Origin of the sequence: Serratia sp. FDAARGOS_506 (assembly GCF_003812745.1) — a bacterium.
Lineage (GTDB): Bacteria > Pseudomonadota > Gammaproteobacteria > Enterobacterales > Enterobacteriaceae > Serratia.
Map to the genome: position 1 here is coordinate 1,722,925 of NZ_CP033831.1, position 11,884 is coordinate 1,734,808.

The following is an 11,884-nucleotide window of genomic DNA, read 5'->3' on the forward strand; positions in this document are numbered from 1 at the left end:
CGACAAGCCTTGCCGCCGCACCACCGGAAGGAATGCGATGCCTGGCTTTATCCTGTCACTGTGGCACCAGATCGTGCTGTCTTTACCGCTGTTCATCCTGATTGCGTTGGGTTATGGGCTGATTCGCTGGGGGGAATGGCCTTCCAGCATCACCGATGGCCTGACGCGCTTCGTGTTTTCCCTCGCCTTGCCCGCCATGCTGTTTCGCATGATGTGCGACTTCTCGCAGCGCCCGGCGGTCGACGCCCGGTTGCTGATCGCGTTCTTCGGCAGCTGCCTGATCGTGTTCGTGCTCGGCCGCCTTGTCGCCCGGCACCTCTTCCGATTGGATGGCGTTTCCGGTTCAGTGTTTGCGCTGGGCGGTATTTTCTCCAATAACGTGATGCTCGGTTTGCCGATCGCCGGTGTGATGTTGGGGGAGGCGGCGATCCCGTCGGTGGCGCTGGTGCTGGTGTTCAACGGCCTGATCCTGTGGACGCTGGTGACGGTATCGATCGAATGGGCGCGCAACGGCTCGCCGACGCTGAGCGGTTTCGTTAAAACCGCGCGCAGCGTGCTGACCAACCCGCTGATCGTCGGCATTCTGTCCGGCACCCTGTTCAGCCTGACCGGCCTGCCGCTGCCGGCCTTCGTCGATCGGCCGGTCAGCATGCTCGGCCAGGTGGCAGCGCCGCTGTCGCTGGTGGTGCTGGGCATGGGGCTCGCCGAGTACCGAATCAGTGAAGGCTGGCGGCTGAGCAGTGTCATCTGCGTGCTGAAATTGCTGGTACAGCCGTTAGTGATTTGGCTGCTGGCCTGGATAATGGACCTACCGCCGATGGAGACCCGGGTCGTGGTGCTGCTGGGGTCGATGGCGGTGGGGGTGAACGTTTACCTGATGTCGCGTCAGTTCAATACGCTCACCGGCCCGGCCGCCACCAGCCTGGTGATGTCCACCGTGCTGGCGGCGATCACCACACCGCTGATCCTCACCGTTATGGGCGTGCGGGTGTAGCCGGCATCGGCGCCTGCGGCACCGCCGGCGCAGTGCGATTGAACGGATCGCGCGGCTGATTGCCGTTAGGCAGGAGTTGCCCGCCGTTCGGCGTGGTTTGCATCAGCTGTTGCCGCTGATTGTCGAACTGCCGCTGTTGCTGCAGGCGGCGTTGGTCCATTTGCCGATTGTTCAACAGGCGCTGTTGCTGGGCCTGCTGGCTGTTTTGGTTGAGAAACTGCTGCTGTGAACGCAGATCGGTCACGCCGTTGGCCGCCGCAGCCAGGCCGGGCAGCCACAGCAGGACGAACAGGATATGAGAAGTTTTCATGATGGTTACCTCGCCTTTTTATTAAGCCTAACCCAGCGGTGAAATTTTGCTGGTAGTTTATCTTTTGTTCATATGTAAACCGCCTTTTCGCCACCGCGGTGCGCATCTTCCGTTACAATCGCCCTTTCGGTTTTTTTAGGGTGAACCCATCGTGCTGCTTTTGGTTATAACCACCATTCTGTGGGCGTTTTCTTTCAGCCTGATCGGTGAGTATCTGGCGGGCCATGTCGACAGCGGGTTCTCGGCGCTGGTGCGCATCGGGCTGGCGGCGCTGGTGTTTCTGCCGTTTCTGCGCTGGCGCAATATCAAGCTCAAGGTGATCCTGCTGTATATGCTGGTGGGCGCCTTCCAGCTGGGCATCATGTACCTGTTCAGCTTCCGCGCCTATCTGTACCTGACGGTGCCGGAATTCCTGCTGTTCACCGTGCTGACGCCGCTGTACATCACGCTGATTTACGACCTGCTGAGCGGCCGACGCCTGCGTTGGGGCTATGTCTTCAGCGCGCTGCTGGCGGTGCTGGGCGCGGCAATTATCCGCTATCACCAGCTGAGCGAACATTTCTGGTGGGGGCTGCTGTTGGTGCAGGCGGCGAACATCAGCTTCGCCATCGGCATGGTCGGCTATAAGCGCCTGATGGAAGTGCACCCCTTGCCGCAGCACACTGCATTTTCCTGGTTCTACCTGGGGGCGGCGACGGTGGCGGTGGTGGCCTGGTTCCTGTGGGGCAATCCGCAGCAGCTGCCGACCACCAATCTGCAGTGGGGCGTGCTGATCTGGCTGGGTGTGGTGGCGTCGGGGCTGGGCTATTTCATGTGGAACTACGGCGCGACGCAGGTGGATGCCGGCACGCTCGGTATCATGAACAATATGCATGTGCCGGCCGGGTTGTTGGTCAACCTGGCCATCTGGCAACAGCAGCCGCATTGGCCGAGCTTTATCATCGGCGGGGCGGTGATCGTCGCTTCGCTGTGGGTGCATCGCCGCTGGGTGGCGCCGAAACAGCTCGGCTAAGCGGGCGGGCCACCCCGGCCCGGGGGGCCCGAAAGTTTATACGCCGGCCGCCAACGCTTTGGCGCCGGTCGCGCCAGGGCGTGCGGCGTCGCGCACAAACGGCAGATGATCGCAGGCGTGCTGGCGGGCCGAGCGGATAAAGGCTTCGGTCACTGCCTGGCGCTGTTCACCGTCGCGCACGGCGGCGTACAGGCGGCTCCACAGGCCGTCACCCAGGGTTTTGGTCACCACCAGCCCCTGCTGTTCGAAACTCTCCACCACCCAGTGCGGCAGCGCTGCAATCCCCATTCGCGCCGATACCATCTGGATCAGCAGCAGCGTGTTATCGACGTTCTTCAACGCCGGGCTAACGCCCGCCGGCTGCAGGAAATGCCGCCAGATATCCAGCCGCTGGCGTTGCACCGGGTAAATCAACAGCGTTTCATCGCTCAGATCTTCCGGCTCAATGTGCGTTTTGCCGGCCAGCGGATGATCTGGCGCCAGCACCAGGCGCACCTCGAAATCGAACATCGGCGAATAGTGCAGGCCGCTGCGCGGCAGAATATCCGACGTCATCACCAGATCCAGCTCGCCCTGTTGCAAGGCCGGCTGCGGATCGAAAGTGACACCGGAGGTGAAGTCCATCACCACCTGCGGGAAACGCCGGCGGAAGTTGTCCAGCGCCGGCGTCAGCCACTGAATGCAGCTGTGGCATTCGATGGCGATGCGCAGCGTGGTCTGGTGCGGCTCGTGGCAGGCCTGCAGCGCCTGCTGGATCTGCGGCAGAACCTGTTCCGCCAGCTGCAGCAGGATCTCGCCCTGGGCGGTGAAGCGCAGCGGTTGACTCTTGCGCACGAACAGCTTGAAGCCCAGACGTTGCTCAAGATCGCTGAACTGGTGCGACAGGGCAGACTGCGTCTGATGAAGTTGGGCCGCCGCCCCTGCCAGCGAACCGCTGTTGCGCAGGGCCTGCAGCGTCCGTAAATGTTTCAGTTCGATCATGAGAGTCCTTCACATTGACAGTGAATAAATTGCGCTTGTGGTTAATACAGTACCTGCTGATTATGGATGTGTAAACATCTGGACGGCTAAATGGGGAATATGACGATGGCAATTTTGAATCACACACTGGGTTTTCCTCGCGTTGGGCTGCGACGTGAGCTGAAAAAAGCTCAGGAAAGCTACTGGGCTGGCAACTCAACGCAGGAAGAGCTGTTGGCAGTTGGCCGCGAGCTGCGCGCTCGTCATTGGCAGCAGCAACAGCAGGCCGGGGTGGATTTGGTGCCGGTCGGCGATTTCGCCTGGTACGATCATGTGTTGACCACCAGCCTGCTGCTGGGCAACGTGCCGGCGCGCCATCAGAATGCGGATGGCTCTATCGATCTGGACACGCTGTTTCGCATCGGCCGTGGCCGCGCACCGACCGGCGAGCCGGCGGCCGCGGCGGAAATGACCAAATGGTTCAACACCAACTACCACTACATGGTGCCCGAATTCCAGCAAGGCCAGCAGTTCAAGCTGGGTTGGACTCAGCTGCTGGACGAAGTGGATGAAGCGCTGGCGCTCGGCCATCGCATCAAGCCGGTGCTGCTGGGCCCGGTGACCTATCTGTGGCTGGGTAAGGTGAAGGGCGAGCCGTTCGACCGCCTGTCGCTGCTGAAAGATATCCTGCCGGTTTACCAACAGGTGCTGGCCGAGCTGGCGAAACGCGGCGTCGAGTGGGTGCAAATTGACGAGCCCGCGCTGGTGCTGGAGCTGCCGCAAGCCTGGCTGGACGCGTTCAAACCGGCTTACGATGCGCTGCAGGGGCAGGTGAAGCTGCTGCTGACCACGTATTTCGACAGCGTCGGTCACAACCTCGATACCGTCCGCACGCTGCCGGTACAGGGGCTGCACGTCGATCTGGTCGCCGGTCATGACGATATCGCCGCGCTGAGCGCCGCATTGCCGAACGACTGGCTGCTGTCGCTGGGGGTGATCAACGGCCGCAACGTCTGGCGCGCCGATCTGAGCCGCTGGTTCGAACGTCTTCAGCCGCTGGTGGGAACTCGCCCACTGTGGATCGGCACCTCCTGTTCACTGCTGCACAGTCCGATCGATCTGAGCGTGGAAAGCCGTCTGGACGAAGAAGTGAAAAGCTGGTTCGCCTTCGCGCTGCAAAAATGCGCCGAGCTGGCGCTGTTGAGCTCGGCGCTGAACGCGCCTGACGCGGCCAAGCAAGCCGAACTGGACGCCTACAGCGCGCCTATCCGCGCTCGCCGTCAGTCGAGCCGCGTGCACAACCCACAGGTTGAGCGTCGCCTGGCCGCGATCACCGCGCAGGACAGTGAACGCCACAGCGCTTACGCCGAGCGCGCCAGGGCGCAGCGCAAGCGTTTCAACCTGCCGGCCTGGCCGACCACCACCATCGGTTCGTTCCCGCAGACCACCGAGATCCGCGGCCTGCGTCTGGACTTCAAACAGGGCCGTTTGGACGGTAACAACTACCGCACCAGCATCGGTGAGCACATCAAACAGGCGATCGTCGAGCAGGAACGCCTCGGGCTTGACGTGCTGGTGCACGGTGAAGCCGAGCGCAACGACATGGTGGAATATTTCGGCGAGAACCTGGACGGCTTCGTGTTTACCCAGAACGGCTGGGTGCAGAGCTACGGTTCCCGCTGTGTGAAGCCGCCGGTCATCATCGGCGATGTCAGCCGCCCGGAAGCCATCACCGTCGAATGGGCCAAATTCGCCCAGTCGCTGACCGACAAGCCGGTGAAAGGCATGCTGACCGGGCCGGTGACCATCCTGTGCTGGTCGTTCCCGCGTGAAGATGTGACCCGCGAAGTGATTGCCAAGCAGATTGCGCTGGCGCTGCGCGACGAGGTGGAAGATCTGGAAAAAGCCGGCATCGGCATCATCCAGATCGACGAACCCGCACTTCGTGAGGGGCTGCCGCTGCGCCAATCCGACTGGGCCGCCTACCTGAACTGGGCGGTGGATGCCTTCAAACTGAACGCCGCCGTGGCGCGGGATGACACCCAGATCCACACCCACATGTGTTATTGCGAATTCAATGACATCATGGACTCCATCGCCGCGCTGGACGCGGATGTAATCACCATCGAGACCTCGCGTTCCGATATGGATCTGCTGGAAGCCTTCAAAGAGTTCGAATACCCGAACGAAATCGGGCCGGGCGTCTACGATATCCACTCGCCGAACGTGCCGAGTGTGGAATGGATTGAGGCGCTGCTGCGTAAAGCGGCGCAGAACATCCCGGCGGAACGCCTGTGGGTTAACCCGGATTGCGGCCTGAAAACCCGTGGCTGGCCGGAAACCCGGCAGTCGCTGGCCAACATGGTATTGGCGGCACAGCGCCTGCGTGAGCAAGCATGATGCTGTGCGGCGGATGAACCGCCGCTTATAGATTTACTGGTGTGATGATTGGGCGCTTCGGCGCCCTTTTTTATGCGAGGGAAATTATTTGACGCCGTGCTGGGCGAACCACGCCAGCATGCGCTGCCAGCCGTCTTGCGCCGCTTCGGCGTTGTAGCTGGGACGATAGTCGGCGTTGAACGCATGCCCGACCTCGGGATACACCACGATTTCGGCCTCGGCGTTGGCGGCGCGGATCGCCTGACGCATGGTTTCCACCGTCTCCAGCGGGATGCTGCTGTCCTGCCCGCCATACAGCCCCAGCACCGGCGCCGACAGGTGGGTGGCGACGTCGACCGGCTGCTTCGGTGAATTCAGCGTTTTCTCGCCGACCAGTTTGCCGTACCAGGCGACCGCCGCCTTCAACTGCGGATTGTGCGCCGCGTACAGCCAGGTGATGCGGCCGCCCCAGCAGAAACCGGTGATCGCCAGCTTGCCGGCGTCGCCGCCATGGCGGATAGCCCAGTGCGCGGCGTGATCCAGATCCGACAGCACCTGACGATCCGGCACCTTGGTGACCAACTGCTGGAACAGCTCGCCGATATCGGTGTAGTCGTTGGCGTCGCCCTGGCGGAAATAGAGCTCGGGCGCGATCGCCAGATAGCCCTGCTTGGCCAGGCGACGGCACAGATCCTGAATATGTTCATGAACGCCGAAGATTTCTTGCACCACCAGGACGATGGGGAAGGGGCCGCTATGGTCGGCGGGCTTGGCGACGTAGGCCGGTAGCGCGTCGCCCTGAGAAGGGATGGTCGTTTGCCCGGCGTGGATGCCCTGTTCGTCGGTGATAATCGCGGAGGTGGCCAACGGCGCGGCGGCTGGGGCGAATCCACCCTGAGCCTGTTCTAATGTCATCACATGTTCGGTTTTCATTGCGGTCTCCGTGCAATAGAAAAAAGCGCTGAGATTAACTATAGGAAAGATTACCCATTATTGGCGCTGCGTGGAGCACTTTCAGACAAGTCGATAAAAAACGGCTAATTATCTGGCTTTGCGGCATTTTTAAGCGCTTTTTATCATGTTATTACGCGTTTTGGCCCGCGTAAGTGCCATAAGGTGCGTTAGAGGGCTTTTTTGTCCCTAAGCAACCGATAAGATGGGGTTATTTCGAATCGCTCAGCTAAATAGTTTCAGCCGGCAATCAACGGGCAGAGGGCGGCAAGATTTGTCGGCTAGACTGAGGTGGAGCGGTGCGTTCTGGATATGTCATTGTGTTTTTTGTGATAAAAATCACAAAAAATATGTAGCATGTAATTTGTTTCTCTTTTCATAGTGACTATCGTCACGAAATTAAGCGGCGATTTTCAGTAGAGTGCTTTTTTGTTCCTCCCAATAAACATGATCCATGAGGAGTCTCGTATGTCTCAGTCTGACGTTTTTCATCTCGGCCTCACCAAGAACGATTTACAAGGGGCCCAGCTTGCCATCGTGCCGGGCGATCCGCAGCGCGTAGAGAAGATTGCCAAGCTGATGGAAAATCCGGTGCATCTGGCCTCCCATCGTGAATTCACTACCTGGCGCGCGGAGCTGGACGGCAAGGCGGTGATCGTCTGCTCTACCGGTATCGGCGGCCCGTCTACCTCTATTGCGGTGGAAGAGCTGGCGCAGCTGGGCATTCGCACCTTCCTGCGCATCGGCACCACCGGCGCCATTCAGGCGAACATCAACGTCGGCGACGTGCTGGTCACCACGGCGGCGGTACGCCTCGACGGCGCCAGCCTGCACTTTGCGCCGATGGAGTTCCCGGCGGTCGCGGACTTCGCCTGCACCACCGCGCTGGTGGAAGCGGCCAAGGCCAGCGGTGCCACCACGCACATCGGCGTCACTGCCTCTTCCGATACCTTCTATCCGGGCCAGGAACGTTATGACACTTACTCTGGCCGCGTCGTTAGCCGTTTCAAAGGCTCGATGGAAGAGTGGCAGGCGATGGGCGTGATGAACTATGAAATGGAATCTGCCACGCTGCTGACCATGTGCGCCAGCCAGGGCCTGCGTGCCGGCATGGTGGCCGGGGTGATCGTCAACCGCACCCAGCAAGAGATCCCGAACGCCGAAACCATGAAAAACACCGAAAGCAAAGCGGTGCAGATCGTGGTAGACGCCGCCCGCCGCCTGTTGTAATTGCCTTCTCCCGACGGGCCGCCGACGCGGCCCGTTTTTCCATTCGCGGCGAATCTGTTACGGTGATACTCCTCAGCGCTGCGCCGATGGCTGCCGCGCGTTGTCATAACAAAAACAACGAGGACGTTTATGACCGCCCAGATCCTGCTTCATCCTTCGCTCGCGCCGCTCGACGGCGGCATCAATTTCCGCGACTTCGGCGGCAACGGCGTGGCCGACGGGCGCCGAATCAAGCGCGGCCTGCTGTTCCGCTCCGGCTCCCTCGAGCGGCTGACGGAAAACGACTGCGCCTTTCTCGCCGGCGTGCCGGTGCGCTCGGTGCTGGACTACCGCGATGCCGACGAGGTGCAGGCCAAGCCGGATATTTTGTGGAATGGCGCCGATTATCACCATGTGCCGGCCAACCCGCTGAGCAGCGAAGTCAACGCCAACCTGGAGAAGCTCACCAACGAGACGCTGGCCGCCTTCGACGCCCGCGCGTTCATGCTGGAGCTGTATCGCCGCCTGCCGTTCGGCAATGCGGCCTATCAGCGGCTGGCGCAGTTGTTGAGTAATCCTGGCGGCGGCGCCATCGTGCAGCACTGTGCGGTCGGCAAGGATCGCACCGGGGTCGGTTCGGCACTGGTGCTGTTCGCGCTGGGGGCCGACGAAGCGACGGTGCTGGAAGACTATCTGCTGACCGAAACCACGCTGGCCACTTTCCGCGAGCAGATGCTGGATCAGCTGTCCATCAAGCTGAATGCGGCGGCGCTGAAGCAATTCGCCTACGTGCTCAGCGCGCGCGAGGAGTTCCTGATGACGGCGTTGGGCTGCATCCGTCAGCAATACGGTTCCACCGACCGCTGGCTGGAAGCAGAATACGGCCTGGGCACAGCCCAGCGCGAAGCGCTGCAGGCGTTCTACCTCGAGTAAATCGCCGCGCGTTTAGCCGGGGTTTAACTCGCCCCGGCCTATCCTAGGCGGCGAATTATCGCGTATCAGGAGCCCCGCATTGAGCCTCAATGACGTTATCAACTGGGTCAGCGACGTCGTGCGTCAGCACGAAGGCTGGGCCATTCCCATCATCTTCTTCCTGGCGTTCGGCGAGTCGCTGGCGTTTTTGTCGCTGCTGCTGCCGGCCACGGTGATCCTGCTGGCGCTGGGTGCGTTGATCGGCGAAAGTGGCATCGCCTTTTGGCCGATTTGGGCCGCTGCCGCCGTCGGGGCGTTTTTCGGCGACTGGCTCTCTTACTGGATCGGCTATCACTATCAGGACCGCGTGGCGCACATGTGGCCGCTGTCGCGCAATCCGCAGCTGCTGACGCGCGGCCACGCGTTCTTTGAACGCTGGGGCGTGCTCGGTATTTTCATCGGCCGCTTCTTCGGCCCGCTGCGCGCCGTGGTGCCGCTGGTGGGCGGCATTTGCGGCATGCCGCAGCGTTATTTCCAGTTAGCCAACGTCACGTCGGCGATGATCTGGGCGTTCGGCATTCTGGCGCCGGGGGCATTCGGCATCAAGTGGCTCAGCCAGTGGCTGGGCTGATTTCTCGCTAAATTGCGCAGCGCCGCGCAATATTGTGCGCGGCGGGTAAAATCAGGCTGGACATCCATACAGGCTCCCCTTAACGTGACGGGCAATGGGCGTGCGAAACGCCGGAACGGCAAGGTGCAACAGGAGGCAGGGTGGATACCAGTCTGATTTATGGGATTGGCGGCGTAACGATCGGCATGCTGTTGGGGTGGTTGATCGCCAGTCTGCGGGTGCAACAGACGAATGCGCAGCATGAAACCGAGCTGCGGTTGCTGGAGCAAGCGTTGCAGCAGGCGCAGCAGGAAACGGCGGCGCGGCAGGAGGCTCTGCAGCGCCACGAGCAGCAGCTGCGGCAGAGCGAGCTGGAGCTGCGCAACCTGCACAGCCAGCTGGCGGCCGGGCATGAAAAGCTGCAACAGCTCAACCACTGGCGCAACGAGTGCGAACTGCTCAATCAGGAGCTGCGCGCTCAGCGCGAGGTCAACAGCGCACAAGAGGCTGAGCTGCGCGAAGTCACCATCCGTCTGGAAGAGACGCGCATGGCGGCGGAGGAGAAGCAGCGCCTGCTTATCAACAGCGAACAACGCCTCACCACCCAGTTTGAAAATCTCGCCAACCGCATTTTTGAACACAGCGGCCGCAAGGTGGACGAGCAAAATAAGCAAAGTTTGGATCGTTTGCTGCTGCCGCTGCGCGAACAGCTGGACGGTTTCCGCCGTCAGGTGCAGGACAGCTTTGGTCAGGAAGCGCGGGAGCGCCACACGCTGACGCACGAGATACGCAATCTGCAGCAGTTGAACGCGCAGATGGCACGCGAGGCCATCAACCTCACCAAGGCGCTCAAAGGCGACAACAAGACGCAGGGCAATTGGGGAGAGGTGGTGCTGAGCCGGGTGCTGGAGGCCTCCGGCCTGCGCGAAGGGCACGAGTATGAAACGCAGGTCAACGTGCGGGTGGATCACCAGAGCCGCATGCAGCCCGATGTCATCGTGCGTCTGCCGCAGGGCAAGGATGTGGTGATCGACGCCAAGATGTCGCTGATCGCCTACGAGCGCTATTTCAACGGCGAAGACGAGGTGGAGCGCGAGGCGGCGCTGAGCGAACATATCGCCTCGCTGCGCGGCCATATCCGCATGCTGGGCCGCAAGGACTATCAGCAGCTGCCGGGGCTGCGTTCGCTGGACTATGTGCTGATGTTCATTCCGGTCGAGCCCGCCTTCCTGCTGGCTATCGATCGCGAACCGGAGCTGATCAGCGAAGCGCTCAAGCACAACATCATGCTGGTCAGCCCGACCACGTTGCTGGTGGCGCTGCGCACCATCACCAACCTGTGGCGCTATGAGCATCAAAGCCAGAACGCCCAGCGCATCGCCGATCGCGCGGCGAAACTGTATGACAAGATGCGGCTGTTCGTGGACGATATGTCCGCACTGGGGCAGAGCCTGGATAAGGCGCAGGGCAGTTATCGTCAGGCGATGAACAAACTGAGCGAAGGCCGTGGTAATCTTATCGGCCAAATTGAAGGTTTCCGCGCGTTGGGGGTTGAGGTCAAACGGCCAATCAACCCGCTGCTGGCGCAGCAAGCCGGCGCGCAACACGATGAAGCGGAAGAGGCGAACGACGATGATGTCGCCGCGCTGCCGCAGACGAAAGATGATGACGATACCGCCGGGGAACCGGGCTTCGTTTCGCACGGTTGAGGCCGTGGCGAGGTGGGGTATTCCCCGGGCTTCTGGTACACTCATCCACACAAAATTGACTGAATAGCAGGCAGGACAATGGCAGATCAACCGCAGGAAACCACCGACTTCGGTTTTCGCACCGTCGCGAGAGACGAAAAACAAGCCATGGTGGCGGACGTTTTTCATTCGGTAGCGGCAAAGTATGACGTGATGAACGACCTGATGTCGTTCGGCATCCACCGTATCTGGAAGCGTTTCACCATTGACTGCAGCGGCGTGCGCCGTGGGCAGCGCGTGCTGGATCTGGCCGGCGGTACCGGCGACCTGGCCGCCAAGTTCTCCCGCATGGTCGGTGAACAGGGGCAGGTGGTACTGGCGGACATCAACGATTCGATGCTGAAGATGGGGCGCGAGAAGCTGCGCGATCGCGGTATCGTCGGCAACATCAATTACGTGCAGGCCAACGCCGAAGCGCTGCCGTTCCCGGACAACTACTTCGATTGCATCACCATTTCCTTTGGCCTGCGCAACGTCACCGATAAAGACAAAGCGCTGCGCTCGATGTTCCGCGTGCTGAAGCCGGGCGGCCGCCTGTTGGTGCTGGAATTCTCCAAGCCGCTGCTGGCGCCGCTGAGCAAGGCTTACGATGCCTACTCCTTCCACGTGTTGCCGAAGATCGGCGAGCTGGTGGTGAAAGATCCAGACAGCTACCGCTATCTGGCGGAGTCGATCCGCATGCACCCCGATCAGGAAACCCTGAAGGGCATGATGGGCAACGCCGGTTTTGAAAACGTCACCTATTTCAATCTGACCGGTGGGATTGTCGCCCTGCATCGCGGCTTCAAGTTCTGAGAGG

At 61.1% G+C, this 11,884-nt stretch carries 11 protein-coding genes; 8 read left to right on the plus strand and 3 right to left on the minus strand.

Annotated elements, in window-relative coordinates:
• Nucleotides 1-37 precede the first annotated feature (37 nt).
• A complete protein-coding gene (locus EGY12_RS08380) occupies nt 38-994 on the plus strand; it encodes an AEC family transporter (protein ID WP_123893124.1) in 957 nt (318 codons plus the stop codon).
• On the opposite strand, the gene EGY12_RS08385 is transcribed toward EGY12_RS08380, so the two are convergent.
• Nucleotides 975-1,304: a hypothetical protein gene (locus tag EGY12_RS08385; protein WP_123893125.1), complete on the minus strand. Its 330-nt coding sequence runs from the start codon at nt 1,302-1,304 to the stop codon at nt 975-977. The genes EGY12_RS08380 and EGY12_RS08385 overlap by 20 nt on opposite strands.
• 151 nt (nt 1,305-1,455) lie before the next feature.
• On the opposite strand from EGY12_RS08385, the gene EGY12_RS08390 reads away from it, so the two are divergent.
• Nucleotides 1,456-2,316 carry a carboxylate/amino acid/amine transporter gene (locus EGY12_RS08390; RefSeq protein ID WP_123893126.1) on the plus strand — a complete coding sequence of 287 codons (861 nt, stop codon included), beginning with the start codon at nt 1,456-1,458 and terminating at the stop codon, nt 2,314-2,316.
• Between the two features lie 36 nt (nt 2,317-2,352).
• Here EGY12_RS08390 and metR read toward each other — a convergent pair whose 3' ends face one another.
• A complete protein-coding gene (gene metR / locus EGY12_RS08395) occupies nt 2,353-3,297 on the minus strand; it encodes an HTH-type transcriptional regulator MetR (protein WP_123893127.1) in 945 nt (314 codons plus the stop codon).
• Nucleotides 3,298-3,387: 90 nt separating this feature from the next.
• Here metR and metE point away from each other — a divergent pair, with 90 nt between their 5' ends.
• Nucleotides 3,388-5,676, plus strand: coding sequence for a 5-methyltetrahydropteroyltriglutamate--homocysteine S-methyltransferase (gene metE / locus EGY12_RS08400; protein WP_172962909.1), 2,289 nt, complete (start codon nt 3,388-3,390; stop codon nt 5,674-5,676).
• A gap of 84 nt (nt 5,677-5,760) precedes the next feature.
• Here metE and EGY12_RS08405 read toward each other — a convergent pair whose 3' ends face one another.
• On the minus strand, nt 5,761-6,588 hold the full coding sequence (locus EGY12_RS08405) for a dienelactone hydrolase family protein (RefSeq protein ID WP_123893129.1): 828 nt from the start codon (nt 6,586-6,588) through the stop codon (nt 5,761-5,763).
• A gap of 486 nt (nt 6,589-7,074) precedes the next feature.
• Between EGY12_RS08405 and udp the strand changes: the two genes are divergently transcribed.
• The 5 genes from udp to ubiE all read left to right on the plus strand — a co-directional run bounded on the left by udp (nt 7,075) and on the right by ubiE (nt 11,880).
• Nucleotides 7,075-7,836 (plus strand): uridine phosphorylase, encoded by a 762-nt coding sequence (gene udp, locus EGY12_RS08410; protein ID WP_004934432.1) that lies wholly within the window; start codon nt 7,075-7,077, stop codon nt 7,834-7,836.
• A gap of 129 nt (nt 7,837-7,965) precedes the next feature.
• Nucleotides 7,966-8,748 carry a tyrosine-protein phosphatase gene (locus EGY12_RS08415; protein WP_123893130.1) on the plus strand — a complete coding sequence of 261 codons (783 nt, stop codon included), beginning with the start codon at nt 7,966-7,968 and terminating at the stop codon, nt 8,746-8,748.
• A 79-nt stretch (nt 8,749-8,827) separates the two neighbouring features.
• Nucleotides 8,828-9,358: a DedA family protein gene (locus EGY12_RS08420; protein ID WP_123893131.1), complete on the plus strand. Its 531-nt coding sequence runs from the start codon at nt 8,828-8,830 to the stop codon at nt 9,356-9,358.
• A 140-nt stretch (nt 9,359-9,498) separates the two neighbouring features.
• A complete protein-coding gene (gene rmuC, locus EGY12_RS08425; protein WP_060424144.1) occupies nt 9,499-11,046 on the plus strand; it encodes a DNA recombination protein RmuC in 1,548 nt (515 codons plus the stop codon).
• A 78-nt stretch (nt 11,047-11,124) separates the two neighbouring features.
• On the plus strand, nt 11,125-11,880 hold the full coding sequence (ubiE, locus tag EGY12_RS08430) for a bifunctional demethylmenaquinone methyltransferase/2-methoxy-6-polyprenyl-1,4-benzoquinol methylase UbiE (RefSeq protein WP_025304918.1): 756 nt from the start codon (nt 11,125-11,127) through the stop codon (nt 11,878-11,880).
• Nucleotides 11,881-11,884 lie beyond the last annotated feature (4 nt).

Coding starts and splice junctions, on each gene's coding strand:
- metE (WP_172962909.1), top strand. CDS start 3,388: ATGGGGAATATGACGATGGCAATTTTGAATCACACACTGGGTTTTCCT.
- EGY12_RS08385 (WP_123893125.1), bottom strand. CDS start 1,304: ATGAAAACTTCTCATATCCTGTTCGTCCTGCTGTGGCTGCCCGGCCTG.
- EGY12_RS08415 (WP_123893130.1), top strand. CDS start 7,966: ATGACCGCCCAGATCCTGCTTCATCCTTCGCTCGCGCCGCTCGACGGC.
- udp (WP_004934432.1), top strand. CDS start 7,075: ATGTCTCAGTCTGACGTTTTTCATCTCGGCCTCACCAAGAACGATTTA.
- EGY12_RS08405 (WP_123893129.1), bottom strand. CDS start 6,588: ATGAAAACCGAACATGTGATGACATTAGAACAGGCTCAGGGTGGATTC.
- EGY12_RS08380 (WP_123893124.1), top strand. CDS start 38: ATGCCTGGCTTTATCCTGTCACTGTGGCACCAGATCGTGCTGTCTTTA.
- metR (WP_123893127.1), bottom strand. CDS start 3,297: ATGATCGAACTGAAACATTTACGGACGCTGCAGGCCCTGCGCAACAGC.
- ubiE (WP_025304918.1), top strand. CDS start 11,125: ATGGCAGATCAACCGCAGGAAACCACCGACTTCGGTTTTCGCACCGTC.